This is a genomic window from Cellvibrio sp. (assembly GCF_046347455.1).
GTDB lineage: Bacteria > Pseudomonadota > Gammaproteobacteria > Pseudomonadales > Cellvibrionaceae > Cellvibrio.
Genome location: NZ_JAXMGC010000005.1, coordinates 205,190 through 226,450 on the forward strand (window position 1 = coordinate 205,190; position 21,261 = coordinate 226,450).

At 45.9% G+C, this 21,261-nt stretch carries 17 protein-coding genes; 11 read left to right on the forward strand and 6 right to left on the reverse strand.

The window, feature by feature from the left end:
* Nucleotides 1–62 precede the first annotated feature (62 nt).
* The 3 genes from U1F02_RS11140 (at nt 63) to U1F02_RS11150 (ending at nt 4,405) form a co-directional block, all read left to right on the forward strand.
* Nucleotides 63–2,741: a glycoside hydrolase family 3 C-terminal domain-containing protein gene (locus U1F02_RS11140; RefSeq protein ID WP_409990467.1), complete on the forward strand. Its 2,679-nt coding sequence runs from the start codon at nt 63–65 to the stop codon at nt 2,739–2,741.
* A gap of 220 nt (nt 2,742–2,961) precedes the next feature.
* Complete coding sequence (locus U1F02_RS11145) at nt 2,962–3,537, forward strand: hypothetical protein (RefSeq protein ID WP_409990468.1); 576 nt, start codon at nt 2,962–2,964, stop codon at nt 3,535–3,537.
* A gap of 28 nt (nt 3,538–3,565) precedes the next feature.
* A complete protein-coding gene (locus U1F02_RS11150) occupies nt 3,566–4,405 on the forward strand; it encodes a hypothetical protein (protein WP_409990469.1) in 840 nt (279 codons plus the stop codon).
* A 69-nt stretch (nt 4,406–4,474) separates the two neighbouring features.
* Here the strand turns inward: U1F02_RS11150 and U1F02_RS11155 are convergent, their stop codons facing one another.
* From U1F02_RS11155 to U1F02_RS11165, 3 genes are read right to left on the reverse strand one after another with little or no spacing between them, the layout of a single operon-like run.
* On the reverse strand, nt 4,475–4,825 hold the full coding sequence (locus tag U1F02_RS11155) for a DMT family protein (protein WP_409990470.1): 351 nt from the start codon (nt 4,823–4,825) through the stop codon (nt 4,475–4,477).
* Nucleotides 4,826–4,855: 30 nt separating this feature from the next.
* The gene (locus U1F02_RS11160) at nt 4,856–5,266 is read right to left on the reverse strand and encodes a hypothetical protein (RefSeq protein WP_409990471.1); all 411 of its coding nucleotides are present in this window, start codon (nt 5,264–5,266) and stop codon (nt 4,856–4,858) included.
* A 4-nt stretch (nt 5,267–5,270) separates the two neighbouring features.
* Nucleotides 5,271–6,113 carry a 23S rRNA (adenine(2030)-N(6))-methyltransferase RlmJ gene (locus U1F02_RS11165; protein ID WP_409990472.1) on the reverse strand — a complete coding sequence of 281 codons (843 nt, stop codon included), beginning with the start codon at nt 6,111–6,113 and terminating at the stop codon, nt 5,271–5,273.
* A gap of 133 nt (nt 6,114–6,246) precedes the next feature.
* On the opposite strand from U1F02_RS11165, the gene U1F02_RS11170 reads away from it, so the two are divergent.
* Both U1F02_RS11170 and U1F02_RS11175 read left to right on the forward strand, forming a co-directional pair.
* Nucleotides 6,247–8,097: an autotransporter assembly complex protein TamA gene (locus U1F02_RS11170; protein WP_409990473.1), complete on the forward strand. Its 1,851-nt coding sequence runs from the start codon at nt 6,247–6,249 to the stop codon at nt 8,095–8,097.
* A 2-nt stretch (nt 8,098–8,099) separates the two neighbouring features.
* Nucleotides 8,100–11,768 (forward strand): translocation/assembly module TamB domain-containing protein, encoded by a 3,669-nt coding sequence (locus U1F02_RS11175; RefSeq protein WP_409990474.1) that lies wholly within the window; start codon nt 8,100–8,102, stop codon nt 11,766–11,768.
* 16 nt (nt 11,769–11,784) lie between these two features.
* On the opposite strand, the gene U1F02_RS11180 is transcribed toward U1F02_RS11175, so the two are convergent.
* Nucleotides 11,785–12,123 carry a hypothetical protein gene (locus tag U1F02_RS11180; RefSeq protein ID WP_409990475.1) on the reverse strand — a complete coding sequence of 113 codons (339 nt, stop codon included), beginning with the start codon at nt 12,121–12,123 and terminating at the stop codon, nt 11,785–11,787.
* 243 nt (nt 12,124–12,366) lie between these two features.
* On the opposite strand from U1F02_RS11180, the gene U1F02_RS11185 reads away from it, so the two are divergent.
* Both U1F02_RS11185 and U1F02_RS11190 read left to right on the forward strand, forming a co-directional pair.
* Entirely contained in the window at nt 12,367–12,660 is a 294-nt protein-coding gene (locus U1F02_RS11185; RefSeq protein WP_409990476.1) for a hypothetical protein, read from the forward strand.
* Nucleotides 12,661–12,807: 147 nt separating this feature from the next.
* Entirely contained in the window at nt 12,808–13,083 is a 276-nt protein-coding gene (locus U1F02_RS11190) for a zf-TFIIB domain-containing protein (protein ID WP_409990477.1), read from the forward strand.
* A 50-nt stretch (nt 13,084–13,133) separates the two neighbouring features.
* On the opposite strand, the gene traF is transcribed toward U1F02_RS11190, so the two are convergent.
* Nucleotides 13,134–14,492 carry a conjugal transfer protein TraF gene (gene traF / locus U1F02_RS11195; protein WP_409990478.1) on the reverse strand — a complete coding sequence of 453 codons (1,359 nt, stop codon included), beginning with the start codon at nt 14,490–14,492 and terminating at the stop codon, nt 13,134–13,136.
* A 301-nt stretch (nt 14,493–14,793) separates the two neighbouring features.
* Here traF and U1F02_RS11200 point away from each other — a divergent pair, with 301 nt between their 5' ends.
* Genes U1F02_RS11200 through U1F02_RS11210 form a run of 3 tightly spaced genes read left to right on the forward strand, consistent with a single transcriptional unit; the run spans nt 14,794 to nt 18,854 of the window.
* On the forward strand, nt 14,794–16,206 hold the full coding sequence (locus tag U1F02_RS11200; protein WP_409990479.1) for an N-acetylmuramoyl-L-alanine amidase: 1,413 nt from the start codon (nt 14,794–14,796) through the stop codon (nt 16,204–16,206).
* Between the two features lie 21 nt (nt 16,207–16,227).
* A complete protein-coding gene (mutL, locus tag U1F02_RS11205; protein ID WP_409990480.1) occupies nt 16,228–18,105 on the forward strand; it encodes a DNA mismatch repair endonuclease MutL in 1,878 nt (625 codons plus the stop codon).
* A 53-nt stretch (nt 18,106–18,158) separates the two neighbouring features.
* Entirely contained in the window at nt 18,159–18,854 is a 696-nt protein-coding gene (locus U1F02_RS11210) for a hypothetical protein (protein WP_409990481.1), read from the forward strand.
* Between the two features lie 168 nt (nt 18,855–19,022).
* Here U1F02_RS11210 and U1F02_RS11215 read toward each other — a convergent pair whose 3' ends face one another.
* Complete coding sequence (locus U1F02_RS11215; RefSeq protein WP_409990482.1) at nt 19,023–20,063, reverse strand: DUF3667 domain-containing protein; 1,041 nt, start codon at nt 20,061–20,063, stop codon at nt 19,023–19,025.
* Nucleotides 20,064–20,226: 163 nt separating this feature from the next.
* Here U1F02_RS11215 and miaA point away from each other — a divergent pair, with 163 nt between their 5' ends.
* The gene (gene miaA / locus U1F02_RS11220) at nt 20,227–21,219 is read left to right on the forward strand and encodes a tRNA (adenosine(37)-N6)-dimethylallyltransferase MiaA (protein ID WP_409990483.1); all 993 of its coding nucleotides are present in this window, start codon (nt 20,227–20,229) and stop codon (nt 21,217–21,219) included.
* Nucleotides 21,220–21,261: the final 42 nt, after the last annotated feature.

The window sequence follows — 21,261 nt, forward strand, 5'->3', positions numbered from 1 at the left end:
GAGAGCCGTTCTTTCAACCAATCTATAAGCATTACAAATAACGAAACAGTGGGGAGTGATAAATGAAATCACCAAGTATTCTTTGTCGCAGTATTCTTATTTCAACTTTTTCTTTGCTGTGCGTTCCTGCGCTTGCTTGCACATCATCTAGCGATCAACCAGAAGTCTATAAAAATCCTGATTGTAGTTTCGATTCGCGCGCCGATGATTTAATTGCGCGCATGACATTAGATGAAAAAATCAGCCAAATGATGAACGCAGCACCAGCGATTCCGCGTTTGCAAATCCCAGCCTACGAATGGTGGAACGAGGCGCTGCACGGGGTTGCGCGCGCAGGTGCGGCAACAGTATTCCCGCAAGCGATTGGTTTGGCTGCTAGCTTTGATAAAAATTTGATGCGTGATGTGGCGAGTGTCATTAGCGATGAGGCGCGAGCAAAACATCATGATTTTATCAGCCGCGAATCACGTTTGCGTTATCAAGGCCTTACTTTTTGGTCACCAAACGTCAACATTTTTCGCGATCCGCGCTGGGGGCGTGGTCAGGAAACTTATGGTGAAGACCCGTTCCTAACCGCAGCTATGGGTGTTGAGTTTGTTAAAGCTCTGCAACAAACCGATGGCAAATATCGCAAGTTGGATGCCACCGCAAAACACTTTGCTGTGCATTCGGGCCCGGAGGCGAGCCGTCACGAGTTTGATGCGAAACCTAACGAGCGCGATTTACACGAGACCTATTTGCCCGCCTTCCGCGCGCTTGTGCAAGACGGCAATGTGAAATCGGTAATGGGGGCCTATAACCGTGTTAATGGGGAGTCCGCGTCCGCGAGCCAACGTTTGCTGCAAGATATTTTGCGTAAAGAGTGGGGCTTTAAAGGTTATGTGGTTTCCGACTGCGATTCGGTGGAAGATATTTTCCTCTTTCACAAAATAGTACCCACGGCGGCAGAGGCCGCCGCGCTCGCCGTTAAAATGGGGGACGATTTAAACTGCGGTAAAACCTACGCAGCCTTGAAAGAAGCGGTTGAGAAAAAATTAATTACCGAACAAGAAATTAATGTATCACTCAAACGTTTGTTAATGACTCGTCTTGAGTTGGGTATGTTTGATGATGCCAAGCGTGTTATTTGGGCGCGTATTCCATACTCCGTTAACCAAGCGCCAAGCCACGAACACTTAGCGCGTGTTGCTGCACAAAAATCTATCGTATTGCTAAAAAATAACGGCATTCTTCCGCTTTCCGGCAAGCAAAAAAATATTGCAGTAATTGGCCCTACGGCGGATGAAATAATGTCCTTGCTCGGCAACTATTACGGCACACCTGCCGCCCCTGTAACTATTTTGCAAGGCATTCGCGCAGCGGCTCCTGCAGGAACGCAAATTACTTACGCACGTGGTGTGGATTTAGTTGAAGGCCGCGAAGATCCGCGCGCTGCACCGATTATTGATGCGAGTTATTTACGCCCCGATGCAAATTCAAAACAACAAGGTTTGAAGGGCGAATATTTCCGTGGTCGTGATTTTTCTGGCGCACCTGTATTTACCCGTATAGATTCACGCATTTCATTCCGTTGGGATCGCGGTTCACCAACTGATGACGCTGTGGCGCGCGGTGAAGTTAAATCAGCGGATGCAGTGCCTTCAGATAATTTCTCAGTACGTTGGACAGGGCAATTGATTGCACCCACCACAGGCTCTTATGAAATTAGTGTGTCCGCAAACGATGGTATGCGTTTGTATATTAACGGTGCATTAGTTATTGATTCTTGGGAATTATCAGCGCGTCTCCAAAGCAAGTCAGCCAAAATAAATTTAGAGGCAGGAAAATCTTACGCCATCAAGTTGGAATATTTTGAAGATATCCGCGATGCAGAAGTGCGTTTATCCTGGCGTTTGCCCAACGCAAAACCCGGTGTTGAAGAAGCCATGGATGCCGCTAAAGCAGCCGATGCGATTGTATTTGTCGGCGGTTTGACGGGCGATGTTGAAGGCGAGGAAATGACGGTAAATTACCCCGGCTTTGCAGGCGGTGACCGTACTGATATTCGCTTGCCGAAAATTCAGCAGCAATTGTTGGAATCATTGAAAGCTACCGGCAAGCCAGTGATTGTTGTTTTAACAACCGGTGCAGCACTCGGTGTTGATTGGGCCAAGAAAAATGCCGATGCTATGTTAGTGGCCTGGTACCCCGGCCAAAGCGGCGGTAATGCCGTAGCCGATGTTCTCTGGGGCAATGCAAACCCTGCCGGTCGCTTACCCGTAACATTCTATAAGGCAGATGAAAAACTCCCTGCATTTGATGATTACTCAATGCATAACCGTACCTACCGATATTTCACGGGCGAAGCGCTATATCCTTTTGGTTACGGTTTGTCTTATTCAGATTTTAAATACAGCGATTTGAAACTAAACAAGAAGACGCTGCATAAAAAAGATGAAGTGCAGGTATCGCTTAAGGTGACCAATACCAGTAACCGTGATGGTGAAGAAGTTGTTCAGCTTTACGCGCAAGCCGTATCGCCCAAAAAAGAACACGCGATAAAAGAGCTGCGCGGATTTGAACGCGTGAGCTTAAAAGCGGGTGAAACTAAAACGGTGAATTTTACGGTTAAACCGGAAAAAGCCTTGACGCGTTATGATGTGGCTTCAAAACAATATGTTGTCGATAAGGGCAAGTACGAGCTGCAAGTGGGAGCATCCAGCGCAGATGTTCGCTTGCGCGAGTCGGTAACGATTAAGTAATTAGTTAATCCGTGTATGAAAACAAAAAAAGGCGCTGGTAAATATCAGCGCCTTTTTTATGCAAAACTGTTTCTCATTTTGTAAGTGTTTATGCATTAAGCAAGACGTGCAAATTGACTTCAAGATTAGGGGGGGGGTAGCATGCGCTTCGCCAGCATGCAATTAATTGTTAGTGCGGCAATATTCGATCATCTAATAACGTTAATAAGGATTTGCAAGTATGAAATATAGTGCGACTAAATTTTCTATACCTAACCTCATCGTCTTTTTGGTATTTTTATTTTTTGGGGTAAGTGCTCATGCCCGTCTGGAATGCCGAATAATAGAAATCCCTACAACGGGAGGTTGCGGCAGCGTTAACATGTGTTCGTCAGGGACGATTGTAAAAAAAGAAGTGTGCTTTGAGGTGCCTGATGCTGGGCCGCTTCCGGGAGGTGCAGGCGCGGGCCAAGGTGGCCCCGGTGGACCGGGCGGTGGCGGCGGTGGAGGTAGTTTAGAAGATCAAGCTAAAAAAGATACAGAAGCTAAGAAAAAGGAACTGCAAGATAAATACTGTAAATCGCAACCGGCAGCTATTGCACTTCAGAGAGATAAATGTGTGCTTGACGCTATACAAACTACAAATATAGAGGGCAATCGGTGCTCGAATTTTTCTTTTAGTTTATCTTGGATTCTTGGTGCGTCATATAGTACAAGCTGTAGGTCGTATTGGGCTGGAGAGAAAGAGGCAAGAGTTCAACAGTGTAACGTTTTGCTTTCAGAAGCTACGGTAGCATTGTCAAAGGAATGTCCGTAGTCTATCAATAAACTAAAGGATCGTAAAAATGATAAATAACATTCGTAAAATCTTATTTGCCCTTATCTTGCTGGGCCTTGCAGGCGCTTATGTTGGCCAAAAAATTTATTTCACAAATTATGCGTCGGAGGAGAAGGAGGGGGGGGGCGACCGGGAGCCACTTAGAGCATCGCTCATGCCAAGCAATAAAAGCTTAAATGAAAAAGCGGATATAGTTCAGCATGAGAAAAAACCTGAGGAAGAAATCTTCTTAATGGGTAATGCTGCCGAACGAGAGAAAGTTCACAAATGGTATATCGAGCAGGGGTACTATGATTTTGACGATCAAAATCAATCCTACCGCTCATACGATCAGGCGACGCTTGAAACCTTAGCTGCCAAAGGTGACCTTCGCGCAATTGATGCTTTAGCAAAGCTGTACATGACGGAAGAGTTTGTTCGTGAGAATGGCCTAGCCTCTTCTACTCAGCAGTTTCGTAATGCGGCTATATGGGGTTCGACATTTGCTTTTGTAAGACTTGCAACACGTTATGAAAGTGAGGTGTACATGTTTTCAAAAACGCCGGAGGAAAAAAGATATGCTGCCTTAGAGGTTTTGGCTTTGTATTCTGCTGGAGAGTTGAGGGGAGAAAAATGGATGAATCGAGATAGTGCTAGAACTTTTAAGAAGTTGCAAGGCATTACCTTAAACGAAACTGAGCAAAAATTTGTAGCTGAGCGTGCGAATCAGATCATTACTGACTTGCAGCAAGAGCGCCGTAGGCTTGGTTTAGGCGACTTTGATAACTCAGTGCCTCCTGAAGTGGAAAGATTCTTCAATACTCTGGAAGAAATCGACAAAAAAGATGCGTCCATGCAAATAAAGTAATGTTAGTTTTTTTCAAAACTAAAAAGCTGGATTGGTGAATGCTAATCTGGCTTTTTTATTCAAAATTATTTAATGCAGTTTATCTCTAAACATAAAAAAGACAGCGCCGAGCATGCAGAGGCCTGCCCACAAATAATCAAGTTTGAGGGGCTCTTTCAAATAAAAATAGGCGAAGGGCACAAATACGCTAATAGTGATAACTTCTTGCAAAATTTTGAGTTGACCCACATTCATCACCGTGTGTCCAATACGATTTGCGGGCACCTGTAGCAAATATTCAAACAAGGCTATTCCCCAGCTCACCAGTGCGGCAATAATCCAGGGTTTGTTATTAAGTTCTTTTAAATGGGCGTACCACGCAAAGGTCATAAATACGTTGCTGCAAATTAACAGCAAAATAGAAATGATGGTGGGGTTCATTGAATTTTCCGTCTACTAGGCTCAAATGCGTTAAGGTTTGAAAGTTGTGTTCTCGGCATCATCCAGCAAGTCTTGTTTCTTACCTAAGAAATACGATGAAATAATGCTGCACAGCCAAGCGGCGACCAAAATGGCTTTGGCAACAAAGAGTTGATCTTGGTGGCTGGCAATGCTCTGATAAATTTCTTGTGACAGTTTGAGGTAAAGTGCATCTAGATTAGATGGATCAACAACTAAAATACCCTCCTCAGCATCCCGCAACATTTTTAAATACACCGGCGCAATGGAATTGTAGAGGGTTGAGCACAAGTACCAGAACGCGATCAGTGTAGGTGTTATAAAAATCGCGGCGCGCGCATAATGCTTTAGCCATAACAAACCCACACCGGGAAAAATTAACGCAGAGTAAAGCGCGGCTTTGGTTGCTTTTTTCATGGCCATTTTTTTATTCCGCAACAAGTTGTTCAAGGCGATAAAAACCTTCGCCATTTTCACCCAGCACTTCTGCAAGGTAAGGTAGTGTTTCTTCCATGGCTTTCCATAAAGTCCAAGGCGGATTTATAACAAACAAACCACTGGAATTCATGCCGTACTCTGGGCTGTCTGGCGCAATACCCAACTCAAACAATTGAATATTTTTAATTCCGCTTTTAATCAAGGCTTTTTGCATATCGTCTATACGTTGGCGCAAAACGACCGGGTACCAAATAACATAAGTCCCGGTTGCAAAACGCTTGTGAGCACTAATGACTTGCTTGACGACCTCGTGGTAATCGTTTTTCAATTCATACGAAGGGTCTATAAAAACCAGTCCGCGTCTATCGGGAGGTGGTAACAGTCCCTGCATACCAGCGAGCCCATCGTCATCAATAATTTTGACTTGCCTGTCGTCTCCAATTACATCGTTTAATAGTCGCCAATCAGTGCTGTGCAACTCGTGTAAAAACAAATTGTCTTTAGGGCGTAAGGCGGCCTGCATAAAAAGTGGCGAGCCGGGGTAGTGTTGCAGCCGATCACCGTCGTTAAAAGCTTTTACAAAATTTATGTAATCCTGAAGCGTTGCGGGTAGGTCATCTCTTTTCCACAATTTGCCTACGCCATTTTCATACTCTCGGTTTTTAATAGGCTGGTTGCTGCTAAAGGTGTAAGCACCCGCGCCTGCGTGGGTATCTATAATCCGCAGCGGCTTCTCTTTCTGGGTCATATAGTTAAGTGTGTGTAGTAACAGACTGTGTTTAAGCACATCGGCAAAATTGCCCGCATGAAAGGCGTGACGGTAACTGAGCATGTGTAATTTTCCTAAAGGCGTTCGCCTGATGCTGGGGTTAGAGCCCCTAAAAACGGTTGGGCAGATTATAACGGAATCTGACAATAATCCCTTGAGTGTTTCTCATGCTAGGGTAAAGTGGTGAAACTGGCTCATGACCGCCTTGTTCCATAAGGATTTACTGTTGATTGTTACAATTCGTCAATTGTATCGCCGCTCGCTGTGCAGACACTTGGTGCGTATTTTTCTCGCGCTGAGTGTGGTTGCCTTTTTTTATCCTGCGCACGCTGCGCCCTCACCGGAAATTCGTATTGATGGCGGCTCACCTGAGCTGCGCGATAATATCCGTCAGTATCTCAGTATTGCCGATGAATCTTGCGCTGCGCCCGATTGGCGAATCAATTCCCTAATGCTCGAAGCAGAGCGTGAAATTCAACAGGCCGCCCAAGCCTTGGGTTATTACCAATTAAATTTTGCTACCAATCTCGCTCGCGTCGGGGAGTGCTGGCAATTAAACATCTTGTTGACGCCACGTGAACAGGCAAAGATAGCCGGGTTCACCTTGATTATTCGCGACGACGGTGCGCAAGGCGATATCTTTAAGGAGCTCTACGATAAACCGGATATTCGTATTGGCGATTATTTGCATCATGGGCGCTACGAAAATTTCAAGAATCGCATAACGACCTTGGCAACCAGTCACGGCTACTTTGATGGTCATTTTGATGTTGCGCGCGTTACAGTCAACCAATCAGACAATACCGCCAATGTTGAATTAATTTACAACACGGGCGCACGGTATCGCATAGGTGATATCCACATAACGCACAATATTTTGAGTAAGGATTTTCTGGAGGGCTTTTTAAATATTCATCAGGGTGATTATTACGATACCGATAAATTGCTAGAGCTGAAGAGCTATTACAACTCGAGCAATTATTTTTCAGTTGCAACTGCATCACCGGATTTACAAAACCGACATGACAACAGCGTTGATATTAATATCCAGCTAGAAGAGCGCAAGCGGTTTTCATATTCAACCGGTGCGGGCTTTAGTACGGATACAGGCCCGCGCGTGCTGCTTGGTTTTGAAAACCGTTATGTAAACAGTGCCGGTCACAGCCTGAAGGCTGACTTGAGCGCGTCAAACATAAAAAACACCGCGCAAGTTGCATACACCATTCCGCTCTCCAATCCCTCATATGAATTTTTAAAAGTCTACGCCGGTTACGAGAAGGAAGTAACCGATGATACCTACAGCAATAAAGATACCTATGGCGCGAGCTATACAAACTATGAGCGCAACAAATGGCTGCACACCTATGCGGTTAATGTTGAAAATGAAGATTCAATTCTGGCCGGTAAAGAAAAATACACGCACCTACTCATTCCCTCGGTCACTTTTTCTCGCACCCAAACTGACGCTACACCGTACCCATTACAAGGCTGGAGTATGTTGGCGCGTCTTTCCGGCTCGCCTAAAACGCTTGGCTCCTATGTGAGTTACGAGCAGCTCTATTTGCGCGGTAAATATATTTACGAATTTGGCGGTGGCCGCTTTTTATTGCGCAGCGAATTGGGTGTTACCAAGGTAAATGATTTTGATGAGTTGCCTGTATCTGTGCGCTTTTTTGCCGGTGGTGGTACAAGTGTACGCGGTTATGATTACAAGTCTCTCGGCCCCAAGGCAGACGCTGTCGATAATAAAACCGGTGAAGTAAAACGCGATGAAAAAACAGGCGAGGTAATTCAAGAAGTTATCGGCGGTAAAAACGTGTTAGTCAACAGCATTGAATATGATTACCGCGTTCGCCCCAATTGGGCGCTCGCCGCGTTTTACGATGTGGGTAACGCATCAGACGATTTTAATTTTGATTTAAAACGCGGTGCAGGTGTTGGTGTGCGGTGGATATCACCCATTGGCCCAGTGCGAATTGATATAGCGCGCGCATTGGATGATGGCAAAGCATGGAATTTGCACATTAGTATGGGGCCGGACTTGTAATCATGAAGCTACCACGTCTTAACTCATTCTCTCGTCTCAAAAAGTACATAGTCGGATTCTTTTTGTTTCTGAGTATTATTATTGCTCTGTTAAGTAGCCTAATGTCTACCGAAACCGGTAGCCACTGGGTGGTGCGAAAAGCAGCGAACAAGTTTGAAATAAATCTGGGTGAGCTGCATGGAAATTTATTGTCTGGTTTGGATATATCCAGCTTTAGCTATCACAAAGGTGATGTCGCTATTCAAGGCGAAAAATTATCCTTTCGTTGGCAACCAAGTGGATTGCTCTACACATCGGTGAATATTGATTCGTTGTCTGCGGAAAAAATTCGTATCAATTTGCCACCGTCAAAAAAGGAACCCGAACCGGAACACTATGAGTGGCCAAGCTTGGCGCAACCGGTGCGAATCAAGTTAGATGGAATTGATTTGCGCGATATTGAATTTCGCCAAGGTGAGACTCTGGTTCCTCTCGAATCAATCACAGGTAGCGTGGGTTTAGGCACCTTACATTTGCGTGCCCATGATTTTTCCGTAGCCAATCGTCAAGGCAAAATCAGTTTGAATGGCGCAATGGCCTTGCGTTATCCCTACGATTTGGATGTTAAAGCAGATTGGCAGCTTAAACTTAAATCATCGGCGGAAAATAATTCTGCAAGCCCATTGAGTGTTGCTGGCCGTTTAGCAATTGATGGCGACTTAAAAACGCTCAAGTTAAAGCAGGTGTTCTCTCAGCCCTTAAACATGACATTAACAGCAAGTATTTCACCTGCGCTCCATGAGCGCAAAACAGTACCAACAGCAAACATTAATCTTATATGGCCAGAGCAAAACCTTCCTGCGGAATGGATGAGATACCTTGATTTTGCTAATAACCAGAGCCTGCAAATTGCGAATAAGTCTCCTGCAAAGCAAGTAATTAAAGGCACAACCAAAGGGCAACTTAATTTAAACGGTTGGTTGGATAAGTTTGCTATAAGTGCAAACCTGCAAGCTAATACTAATTTAAACCGCCTCGTAGTCGCAGGCACATCCCAAGCGGGCTATAAAGAGGGTGAGAATCTTTTCAAAGCACATTTTGAAAATTTAAATTTACTTGTTCAAAGTAAAAGTGACTCACCCGTGAGTGGTAAAGAGTATGAAATCAGCAATGCAGTTTTACTTAATGGTAATTTGCAAGGCTTAACAGATTGGCAATGGGATGTGAATCTTGCTACGGAGCATTTAAATCTCCAACAATTTATTGCAGATTGGCCCAGCGATTTGGCAGCTTCGGTCAAGGCAAAAGGGAGTTACAATCCTGGCAGAAAAACGGAGGTTTCCAATGGCGTTGAGCTTTCGCTCAGTGAGATAAAACTGTTGGGTGATTTACGCGGGCTTGCTGTGTCGGCAAGCGGCCAGGTTGAATATGATGGTGCCTATTGGAGTTCTTCAGATGCAAATCTTGCGATAGGTGCAAATCAAGTTTCGCTAAAAGGAAGTACCGGAGATGATCTAAATCTTGAGTGGAAAATTGATGCGCCTTTATTGGGTCAAATTGATCCATCTATTCACGGCAGTATTATTTCCGCTGGTAAAATTACTGGGAAAAAGTCAGAGCCGCGCCTAAATCTAAAAGGGCAGGTCAACGAATTTTCCTGGCGCGATTATGCCGTTAATAATTTATCGCTGAGCCTGAGCCCAAAGGCGGATACGCAGAATTACGATTTATTATTGAATGCTGCACATCTTCAATTAGCCGGGCAATACATATCTCATTTCACAGTCAAGGGGTCTGGCGCTTTAGCGCAGCATAGCATTGAAGCACAACTTGAAAGTCCGGATTTAGGAGCTGCAAGTCTTGCGCTCGATGGTAAATGGCAAAACGAAATTTGGCGTGGCGACCTCAAGGCATTAAATCTGCGCGCGAAAAAAATGTCTGCATGGAGTTTGGCTTCGTCATTGCCAATGCAATACAACACGCAGCCAGCAAAGAAATCAGCTGAATTTGGAAACTTGTGCCTCACTACAAAAGGAATCACCGCTGAAACTCCTTTGTTGTGCGCGCAGGGTCAATGGAACCCCATAAGTGGTTTAAAACTACAAGCCAATGCAACAGCAGTTCCAATAAACCAATTGCAGGCGTGGCTTAAGCCAGAAGCGGTTATAAGCGGTGTAATTGAAGGTGAACTAAATTTGCTCGCGCCGCCTAATAAATCCATGGTTATGGAAACCCATCTGGATACTCGCGATGTTCAGCTCCTTTACCAATTTCAAGGTGGCAAAGCTGAAACCTATCCCCTCAAAAAAGGCAGCTTGGACGCGGCTATTAAAAATGACCAGCTAACAACCAGCCTACAAATGGATTGGGCGCCCTATGGTCTGGTTAGTGCTGACGGGAAATATTCGCTTAAGGATAAAAAAATTCAAGGCAAGTTAGTTGCGTCGCTAAATGATTTAGCTCCCCTTGAAAGCATGTTGCCATTTTTAAATGATGTGCAAGGCGCTGCATCAGCCAATATGAGTATTGCGGGTACCGCAGAGAAGCCTGAGTTGTTTGGCAATATTTCTATTAATAATGGCAGCGCCAATCTACCCAAGTTGGGGTTGGTTCTACATGATGCAAGCTTAAAAATAAATGCGCAGCGCACTGGTCAGGTTCATGTGGAAGGGCAAGTAACCTCAGGTGAGGGCGCGCTCATGGTGCGTGGCGATTTGGAAAATTTAGGTACACCGCAGTGGTCTTGGCAAAGCAATATTTACGGAGCCAATATTCGTTTTATTGAACAGCCTCAAATGACTGCAACGCTGAGCCCAAACTTAACTTTATCTGCCAATGCAAATGCCATTAATCTTGCTGGTAGTACCGAAATTCCGTGGGCGCGAGCTGCGCTAAAAACCCTGCCGGCTACAGCTACGCGTGTGAGTAGTGATGTGGTTGTTATTAAAAATGAACAAGAGTTCGCCGCAATTAACGCCAAAAAAACAATCCCGTTTTACACCAATGTAATTTTATATTTTGGCGATGATGTTCGCTTTAAAGGCTTTGGTTTGGATACGCAGTTGTTAGGCAAAGTGAATGTGCTAAAGGAAGAAAAACGGCAAACCTTTGTAACGGGTTTTGTAGCGGTTGGCAAAGGTAATTACAAAGCCTACGGGCAAGATTTGGTGATTGAGCGCGGCCGTTTAATTTTCCAAGGGCCTTACGATAACCCCGGTTTGGATATTCGCGCAACGCGTGTGCTCGATGAAGGCATGGCAGGTTTGGAAATTGGCGGAACCTTACAGCACCCTAAGAGTAGTGTCTTCGCAATTCCCGCCGCAACCGATAGCCAAGCTATGGCCATGTTGCTTACCGGAAAAAAATTATCCGAGTCTTCGCAAGCAGATGCTTATTCCCTAATTGGTGCAATCAGCAGTTTGGGGATGGATAACGGCGAAGGCATGACTTCCGATATCGCACATTTTTTTCACATTGATGAAATTACCGTGAAGGCAGACAAAGGCTTGGATCAAAGTGAGTTATGGATGGGAAAATACATCACACCTAAATTATTTATTCGCTACATAGTGGGCTTGTTTGACCAAACCTTTTCGCTGGGCGTGCGCTACCAACTCAGCGAAAAATTACGCCTTGAAGCCGAGTCTGGAAAAAATCAGAGTTTGGATGTTATTTATAAAATTGAGCGATAGAAAAATAAAATGCCGATTATATTGAAGTATTTAAAACGCTACCGCTCACGACGAGCGGGTCTTGGGTCGGCCTATTAACACCATCGGCTATTAATACTTGTTCAGTCGGTACCAATTGATCTCTCACATCATAAGCGGCGTGTGCTTGTGGAATTTCATTTCTATTCACTTCAGCAGATTTCAAAGACTCGATTTGTGCTTGTAAAGCAGAAATAATTTTTTCTTTTTCCTCCGTAGGTGTGGTAGGACAGCCTCGCCAATCCGCGCATTGACGCTGCAAATCTGCAATTTTACTTTCTGTTGCTGTAACGCTTGAGCAGCAGGTTGATGTGTTTAAGCCGTTTATAGATGACATTCGCGCCTCCGTTTATTTCATACCTTATTGGCGAATGAGCCAAGTAAGTGCTCTGATATAGAGAGGGTTTAGGATGGCTTTTGTTACAGGTCTGTAAAAGGAATAATGTGATTGATGAGGGATGAGGCTATCGATGCCTTCGAAAAATATCCCCTTATCTTCATTTCTGGCTTATTATTCCATGCACAAAAATGTCGGTTTGGGTGCGATGGCCGTTATTAATGAAGGAACTAATGAGGATTTATGATGATTGTAGTTGAGAAGAATGTTGATCAAATTAAGCCTGGGCGTTGTTGGGCGGCAGTAAGTGGAGATTTTGTCGTAGCTGTAGTATCAAAGAGTGCGCCTAAAAATATAGAAATGGATGTATATCGAGCGCAAGCACTGGAAAAACTTCAATCTTTTGGCGAGGTGCTCTCAGGCGAGATAATAAATGCTGACGGGGAAAAAGTTTTTTGTAAGCGCTTGTCCCATAGAAACAGAAGCCAAAATTCCCAGACAATTCGTGTACCCAAAATATACAAATTTTCGGAATGAAAAAAGCGAAAAAGGGTGGATAAAAATTTCCTACGTCCCCTTTTTTGTCAGCGGTAATTTTTAGCGGACTTCACCGATGAATGCATAGGATTCATGCCTTAAGGTTTCTATGGTTATTGATGACTTAAACTCAATGGAGAATCCAAAATGAATTGCCCTGTATGCAAAACAATTAGTTTGGTGATGTCCGAGCGCCACGGTATTGAAATTGATTATTGTCCACAGTGTAGAGGTGTTTGGTTAGATCGCGGAGAGCTGGATAAAATTATTGAGCGATCCGCAGTCCCGCCTACAGCTACGCCACCACGGCATGATCAGCAGCCGGCGCCCCAGTATGACAACCATGGGCATAATCCGCATTATCAAGGTGGTTATTACAAGAAAAAGCGGGAAAGCTTTCTTTCGGATTTATTTGATTTTTAAGCTTGGTTTGTTGGCGACAGAAGAGCGCGTTTCTTCTGTCACAGTGTGTTCTAAAACGTCCACCCCATTTGCAATCCCCCCGCTTTCATATCAGCGCTTTGCGAGTAGCCGATATCCATTACAAAGCGCATCCAGCGAAATCCTAATCCGCCCGATGTGGCGTTTGCGTGAAAGCCGGTTCGGTCTTGGCGATAACCCACGCGCAGGGCGAGGCTATCAAACAAGGTGTATTCCGCACCCAAGGTTAAATCTTGATTGGGCGCTTCGTTGGCAATGGGCGTGGATTCTTGCAGATCGTAATCCAAACCAATGCTGAAATTTTCCGTTACGTAACCCAAACCCATGCGCGAACGCGGGCGGAGTTTCACAACCAGATCTGGCCGCGCTACACCGGTGACCGGGTCGGCTTCTTGATGGGTAGTAAAATCTTTTGCGATTGCATCTTTGACCGCAATGCCCACGCGATAATGTTCGGCAATAATGGCAGCGGCACCCACATCGGCATTGAGCGCAATGTGAGTGCTTTTGGTATCGGAAAATTGATTAAGCGTATCGTCAACACTGGCGGCAGTTGATGTATTGAAATTGGCATCATCGCGGTAGGCATCCACTCGCATTAATTTGGGTGTTACACCCAAGGAAACGGCTTGACCCCAAAAGGTGAACTCTTTACCCATCGCCATACCCCATTCGCTAATGGCCAATGCGCTAACATCAGCGGATGAACTTAAGGTTGCGGTGGGGTCTTTCAGTGTTCCGTCCGCGTTAACCAGTTTGGGGTGTTGTGCCGCTACCGTGAGCGGGTTGGCGCCGCCCGCCAGTTGATTCATGGCCGTGATGTATTCATCCAACAGCGACAAATCAGACTCTGTAATTTTGGATGTGCCTGCGCCTATCACGCGGGCACCGAGATAAAACGCACCACCTTCGTGATCGCTAGGCTCGCTGACGGATAGTCCGAAAAAGCCGTTTACGGTTACGTCTTTATTGGCGATGTCATCCAGTACTTTGCGCAAATCTTGAGCACTGGTGGCCACCGCTCCGGCGCTTGCAGCTGTTCTCAATGCGTTATAGGCATTGACCGAATTGCTGAGTTTGGTGTCTAACTCGTCGTCCACAGCGTTAATGGCTGAATCTACTGTATCTGTCGCTTGTACAACCATGGTGGGAAAATAAGTGCGGCCATCGCGGGTTTTGTCCTCATCGCCTATGTGAAAGGCTAGTAGCGCGGGGTTGTAATATTGGCCTTGCGCGGTGTTGCCCACAGCGAGGGTTGTGCCGCCCATGGCGAGTGCTCGGGCGTCGTAAATGCCGTAATCAATTGCGAGGGCAGGTTGTGCCCAGCTCAGCGTGAGGATGGCGCTGTATAAGGCGACGGGAGCGAATGATTTAAATGAGGTTTTGCGCATAGCGATTCCAAATATTAACGGCCAATAGTTTCAGCTTAAACCATCAATGCAGACTTGGCAGTTTTCACGCAAGACCGCAGGTTGGAAAGGAGAAACTGTTGGCAAATTTGCTGGTTCAGGCGCAGCTGCTGCGGTAGAGTGCGGGTTTGGCAAAGCGGCCCTTTGCTCCAGTTTAGGCGATTTCATAAAAATAGGTTTTTTGGTGTTCTTGAAATTTCTGCTCCCCTTATGTTCGCAACCCCTGCGCCTTGTGTTTTGCGCTCTGGTTTTTTGTTGCGTTGATATTGCGCAAGCAGCGACAGTGAAATCTGTACGCGTTTGGCGCGCTGAAGATTACACCCGTGTAGTGCTCGATTTGGATGCACCCGTGCGCTACAACCTTGTGTTGGCCAATAATCCTACGCGGATTATTTTGGATGTAACCGACAGCCGCCTGCAGTCGCGCCTGGGCAAGCTCCCTTTAGGGGATACACCTATCGAAATTGTGCGTAGCTCAAAAGTTAACGACACGGACTTGCGTTTGGTTTTCGACCTGAAGCGAAAAGTTTCGCCGAAAAGTTTTGTGCTCAAAAAAGGTGACGGCAATGACGATCGTTTGGTGATCGATTTGTTTGACATTGCATCTGAAGAAATGAAAACGCCCCTTTCCGACAAAGAGCCAGTCAATATTGAATCGGTTATGGAAAGCGATGTTCCTACAAGCCCCAAAGCCAGTTCAGACTCTGCTCTCAGTGATAGCAAAACAGCCAATGGTCGCAGCATTTTGATTGCCGTAGACGCCGGTCACGGCGGGGCTGATTCAGGTGCGCTTGGCCCCCAAAATATGCGCGAAAAAGATGTTACTCTCGCCATTGCCAAAGAATTGGTAAGCGTTATTAACGCGCAACCGGGCTTTAGTGCACGTCTTACCCGCAGTGGTGATTATTTTGTAGAGCTGCAAAAACGGCGCGATCTTGCACGCGACATGAAGGCTGATTTATTTATTTCCATTCATGCTGATTCATTTACCGATTCCAGCGCCTTTGGTGCATCTGTGTTTGCACTGTCACGCAAAGGTGCAACCAGTGAAATGGCGCGTTTTCTCGCGCAACGCGAAAACGATTCTGATTTGATTGGGCGCGTTGGCGGCGTGAGCTTGGAAGATAAAGATCCGCAGCTTGCGGGCGTATTGGTGGATTTATCCATGACCGCTACTGTGAATTCGAGTTTGCAAGTCGGCAGCAACGTATTGAATGCCATTTCCGCGATCACACCGCTCCATGCCAAGCACGTCGAGCAAGCTGGGTTTGTTGTGTTGAAGTCGCCAGATGTGCCGTCAATTTTGGTTGAAACCGGTTTTATTTCAAACGCGGCGGAATCAAAAAAATTAGCGTCGCAAGATTACCGTGAAAAAATGGCGCAAGCGATTTTTAAAGGCGTGCGCCAATATTTTGCGCAACATCCTGTGTCGAGCCCGGCATCCACATCTACGGTGGCTGAGCGCGCACCAGAAAAAAGTTCGCCGGTAAAAAATTCCAGTGAAAAGCCAGTGAAAAAAATCGTTGCACCTGAACCTCACCCGGCACTTGCGCGAAAGCATGTTGTTATTAGCGGTGACACACTGAGCAGCATTGCGGCGCAATATAAAATCAGCGCAGCAAAAATTCGCAAAGCAAACAATATGAAAACCGATGTTGTAAAGCTCGGTCAAACCTTAAAAATTCCGGCGCAGTAAATCGCGCAAGCTGTGAACGCCATGAAACGCATTAAATTACTTAGCCCACGTTTAGCTAACCAAATCGCCGCCGGTGAAGTGGTGGAGCGTCCATCGTCTGTTATTAAGGAATTGTTAGAAAATTCGCTGGATGCTGGCGCAACGCGTTTAGATATTGACGTAGAAGATGGCGGCATAAAATTAATGCGCGTGCGCGATAACGGTGGCGGTATCGCCAAAGAAGATTTGCCGCTCGCGCTGAGTCGCCACGCTACTAGCAAAATATATGAGCTTGATGATCTTGAAGCCGTTGCTACCTTGGGCTTTCGCGGTGAAGCTCTGGCATCAATTAGTTCTGTCGCGCGTTTAGCCTTGTTGAGTAGCACAAATGACGATAGCGCCGGCTGGCAAGTAGTTGCAGAAGGCCGCGATATGGAAACCGAAGTGTCGCCTGCACCGCACCCGCGCGGCACAACCGTAGAAGTGCGCGATTTATTTTTTAACACACCCGCACGCCGCAAATTTTTGCGCACAGAAAAAACTGAATACACACATTTGGAAGATGTGGTAAAGCGCATGGCGCTATCGCGGTTTGATGTTGCTTTTAATTTGCGTCACAACGGCCGCGCGATTTATTCCTGGCGTGCCGGAGATTCGCAGTTAGAACAAGAGCGCCGCGTTGCCCAGGTGTGCGGCCCCGCGTTTATGGAAAACGCAGTTCATATTGATATGGAGCGCAACGGTTATCGTTTATGGGGCTGGGTTGCTTTACCGACTTTTTCACGTAGCCAGGCAGATTTGCAGCATTTTTATGTCAATGGTCGCTGTATTCGGGACAAGCTGGTGTCACATGCGGTACGTCAGGCTTATCAGGATGTGTTGTATCACGGTCGCCACCCCGCGTTCGTTTTATATTTGGAACTTGATCCTTCAACCGTTGATGTGAACGTGCATCCTACCAAACACGAAGTGCGCTTTCGCGACAATCGCAGCGTGCATGATTTTATTTATTCGAGTTTGCACCGCGCACTTGCCAATGTAACGCCAGAGAACTCTCTGGCGAAAAATGTGCAAGCGGGTGGAGATGGATTTATGCAATCATCTCCCGGGCCACAAGGTATAGCGGCAGGTGAATTTCGTGGTCAGGAAACACTCGGCCTGCGCGCGTCGCCTACGCCATCTTTTTCAAATTCACAAGCCTACAGTTTTTCAGCTTCGCATCAATATGCGCAGGCGTCGGGTGTTAATGAGCAACTGAAAACCTATGGCGATTTACACAGTCCCGTTGCAAATTTTTCATCGCCCGCTTCATTGCCAGAGAGTGGAGACGACACTATTCCACCGCTGGGTTACGCCATTGCACAGTTAAAAGGCATTTATATTCTGGCGGAAAATGCGCAGGGTTTAATTGTGGTGGATATGCACGCGGCCCATGAACGTATTACTTATGAGCGCATGAAAGAATCCTTTGCCTGTGGTGGAATTCAAACACAACCCTTGTTGGTGCCAGAATCAATCGCTATCAGTCAAAAAGAAGCGGATTGCGCCGAACAATTTCACGATATCTTTAAAAATCTTGGCTTTGAATTGCAGCGTGCTGGCCCAGAAACTTTATTGATTCGCCAAATTCCCGTTGTGTTAAATCGTGCGAAGGTTGAACAGTTGGTGCGCGATGTGTTGTCAGATTTAATCGAACACGGCACTAGCGAGCGAATCCAGCATCACATCAACGAAATTCTCGGCACCATGGCCTGCCATGCATCTGTTCGTGCCAACCGAAAACTCACCATCCCAGAAATGAATGCACTGCTGCGCGATATGGAAGCCACCGAGCGTAGCGGTCAATGCAACCATGGTCGTCCGACTTGGTTGTTACAGTCGCTAGAGGATTTGGATAAAATGTTTATGCGTGGGCAGTAAGGTTGCGCCAACTTATTTGTGAAGTATGTTGTTAAATAACGGAGATATGGGAAATGCTGAACAGCAAGCTAAAGTTTTATGGAAAAAAGAGCGTTGTTATTATGACGTTACTGATGTCTTTTCTCGGTATTCATGCGTACGGGCAGGGCACATCAGGCGGTGAAACAGTAAACTTCAAACTCGTAAGAATTAAAGACTCTCAATTCAATTTTTTAGCGTTAAAATCTAAAGACATTCTAAAAAATTATTCCAAAATTTTATACGTACCTATGTCGGCGAAAAATCTGGTACTTAAAAAATCGGGTGATAACGAGATAGATCGCAGCTGGAAACACCTTACCAAGGAAGATTGGTATGGTTTTACTTCAGTGTTCGATGAAATGTTCCCTAAATATTTTCCGGTCGACAAACAATTTTCATTAACCGACACGGTGGGAGCAGACGTGCTTGGTGTTCAATTTCGTTTGACGGAATACACACCTCGGGTGAATCGCAAAGGTGAGCTCGGCCAAATCACTATCGGTCATCAGGAATCGCGAAATTACGGTGATTTGTTGATAACGATTATGCTAATTGATTCGGTCTCGGGCGATACCATTGGTGTTGCCAGCGATGGCATTGTTTTGGGCGCGGGTGACCTTCTAGCAAAAAATTCATCTACTGCTAGTCAGATGATTGGGTGGCAGCGCGCATATGAAATATGGCTTAATAAATTGCGAACCCAATTGGAAAGTTCACATTTGAATTGATGAATGTAGGTATGCGATGCAATGTGTTGATAATCAGTTGCGGTGTAAAAACACGCGCAATTGATCATCAGCATAAACGGGGGAGTACACCCTCCAGTGCGTCGTGATGGCGGCGGCAAAAATAATAGATAAATGTGTTAAGACAAAAATCTATCCGTAAAAATGCGGTTATAAACTTAACCATGTGATAGCAACAAAATAAGCACAGAGTGCAAAACCGGCGATTAGCAGTAGCGCCAGTGTGCGCCAGATCGTAGCGCCAACACTAAGTTGATAGGTGCCGCGCAACTGAGCAAACATGTGGGCGGGCGGTGCTATTAAAATCAATCCCCATGCCATAGTCGCCACACCTAATCGTGCCAATCCCGCCACCAAAATAATGAGCAAGCACATAAATGACAGTGAATAGAGTGAAAAGATACAGTGGTCAAACACCAGAATATCTCTGCGTCGACAAAACAATAGCCACAAAAACGGGAGTGATATGGGGATTAAAATGAACGCAAATTTGGACGCGGCGCCTTTCATTTTGTAAAAGACAAGATCGGGGTTTTCCAGCGCGTGATCAATAGTGCGTTCAAACCATGCTACAGGTTCTGAAGATGCTTGTTGCGTTGCGCTTTGCGCTTTGTTTGTTTGTGCTTGTGTATCAATTTCAGCGCGGCTGGCCGCTAAAGATCTTTGAATGCCCGCACGTTTGAGTTTTAACTGTTCAATTCGGCTGCTTAGCGTGGCCAGGCTGGGGTCGTTGGCAGGAAGTGTGTGTAGTTTTGCTGTTAGCGAATCGATTTCTGTTTGGGTGTTATTGATTTCGTTGGTCATGCCCGATTGAAACATCGCTTTATAAGATGTTTCAGGGCCAAGGTTTTTGCCCAAATAAGAAAGGGCAACAAACATCACTAGGTTGAGGAACAAAAACAAAAATAAAGGTGAAACATAACGTGTGCGTTTGCCGAAAATATAATCGCGCGTGAGTTTTCCTGGGTGAATAATCAGTGCAGGCAAAGTGCGCCAGGCTTTACTATCAAAATGCAAAATGCCGTGCAGGAACTCTTCAAGCATGTGGCTAATTGAACGGTGGATATGCGCCGTCTGGCCGCATGCGTGGCAATAGCGACCGACCAGCGCTGCATTGCAGTTGGTGCAGTGTTTGGCTGGAGATTTTTCAGTTGCATCCGCAGTTTCTGATATTTCCAAAGATTGGTTCATACGAGTGCCTACATTTGTTCGCTCAGTTTTGCAGAGGATGAATATATTTATGTTCTGCGCAAGAGAGGTATTTTTATAATCATGGTTCGCAAGCGTAATTCCCTGCGGTGAAATTGTGCCAGATGTTATCATTGCTGCTTTAGATTTATAAGCTGAGTAAAACATGTCTTCAGTGCGCCCCACCGTAATTTTTCTTATGGGCCCCACCGCATCCGGTAAAACGGATTTGGCTATTGCCTTGCGTCAGCATTTGCCTATTGAAATCATCAGTGTCGATTCTGCATTGGTCTATCGCGGAATGGATATTGGCAGTGCAAAACCAACACCAGAAGAGCTGGCAGCAATTCCTCACCGACTGATCGATATTCGCGATCCTTCACAGCCTTATTCCGCAGCTGATTTTGTTGCCGATGCCGAGCGTGAAATTGCAGACATTCACGCGCAAGGCAAAATTCCGCTGTTGGTTGGCGGAACCATGTTGTATTTCAAAGCTCTACTGGATGGTTTGGCAGATATGCCTGAGGCTGACCCAGAAGTGCGTGCGGAAATCGAGCGCGATGCCGAACAGTTCGGCTGGCCCTATGTGCACCAACAACTGGCACAAGTTGATCCGCAAATGGCCGAAGAAATTCATCCAAATCATTCGCAACGAGTGAGCCGCGCGCTAGAGGTTTACCGTATAAGTGGTAAGACCATGAGCGAATTGCGTCAGATGCAAGCGCAAGGTCAGGGGCAATCGTTCAGTGAACGCTTTAATCTGATCCAAATCGCTATTGCACCGCGCGAGCGTGCGCTACTGCACGAACGGATTAAATTGCGTTTTAGTAAGATGCTTGAGGCAGGGCTGATCGATGAAGTTAAAGCGCTTTACGATCGCGGCGATTTACACGCAGATTTACCTGCAATTCGCGCGGTGGGTTATCGTCAGGTTTGGGATTTTATTGAAGGTCGCTTATCGCAAGAGGAAATGTTGGAGCGCGGTATTATTGCGACTCGGCAATTAGCAAAGCGTCAATTTACCTGGCTGCGGGGTTGGCAAAATTATCCCGGTACTCAGCTGAATTGGCTCTATACTGATGACGAGGCTGGAAATTTGCTGCCCAAAGAAGAAATTGTGCGTTGCGCCTTGAATTTTATAGGTGGCGCAGCCATATAATACGAACTGAGAACGGTTACCTGTTTTCTATAATTCCTCCAC

Excerpts from the sequence above, each read along its gene's own strand:
- U1F02_RS11140 (WP_409990467.1), top strand. The coding sequence starts at position 63 with ATGAAATCACCAAGTATTCTTTGTCGCAGTATTCTTATTTCAACTTTT.
- U1F02_RS11145 (WP_409990468.1), top strand. The coding sequence starts at position 2,962 with ATGAAATATAGTGCGACTAAATTTTCTATACCTAACCTCATCGTCTTT.
- U1F02_RS11150 (WP_409990469.1), top strand. The coding sequence starts at position 3,566 with ATGATAAATAACATTCGTAAAATCTTATTTGCCCTTATCTTGCTGGGC.
- U1F02_RS11155 (WP_409990470.1), bottom strand. The coding sequence starts at position 4,825 with ATGAACCCCACCATCATTTCTATTTTGCTGTTAATTTGCAGCAACGTA.
- U1F02_RS11160 (WP_409990471.1), bottom strand. The coding sequence starts at position 5,266 with ATGGCCATGAAAAAAGCAACCAAAGCCGCGCTTTACTCTGCGTTAATT.
- U1F02_RS11165 (WP_409990472.1), bottom strand. The coding sequence starts at position 6,113 with ATGCTCAGTTACCGTCACGCCTTTCATGCGGGCAATTTTGCCGATGTG.
- U1F02_RS11170 (WP_409990473.1), top strand. The coding sequence starts at position 6,247 with ATGACCGCCTTGTTCCATAAGGATTTACTGTTGATTGTTACAATTCGT.
- U1F02_RS11175 (WP_409990474.1), top strand. The coding sequence starts at position 8,100 with ATGAAGCTACCACGTCTTAACTCATTCTCTCGTCTCAAAAAGTACATA.
- U1F02_RS11180 (WP_409990475.1), bottom strand. The coding sequence starts at position 12,123 with ATGTCATCTATAAACGGCTTAAACACATCAACCTGCTGCTCAAGCGTT.
- U1F02_RS11185 (WP_409990476.1), top strand. The coding sequence starts at position 12,367 with ATGATGATTGTAGTTGAGAAGAATGTTGATCAAATTAAGCCTGGGCGT.
- U1F02_RS11190 (WP_409990477.1), top strand. The coding sequence starts at position 12,808 with ATGAATTGCCCTGTATGCAAAACAATTAGTTTGGTGATGTCCGAGCGC.
- traF (WP_409990478.1), bottom strand. The coding sequence starts at position 14,492 with ATGCGCAAAACCTCATTTAAATCATTCGCTCCCGTCGCCTTATACAGC.
- mutL (WP_409990480.1), top strand. The coding sequence starts at position 16,228 with ATGAAACGCATTAAATTACTTAGCCCACGTTTAGCTAACCAAATCGCC.
- U1F02_RS11210 (WP_409990481.1), top strand. The coding sequence starts at position 18,159 with ATGCTGAACAGCAAGCTAAAGTTTTATGGAAAAAAGAGCGTTGTTATT.
- U1F02_RS11215 (WP_409990482.1), bottom strand. The coding sequence starts at position 20,063 with ATGAACCAATCTTTGGAAATATCAGAAACTGCGGATGCAACTGAAAAA.
- miaA (WP_409990483.1), top strand. The coding sequence starts at position 20,227 with ATGTCTTCAGTGCGCCCCACCGTAATTTTTCTTATGGGCCCCACCGCA.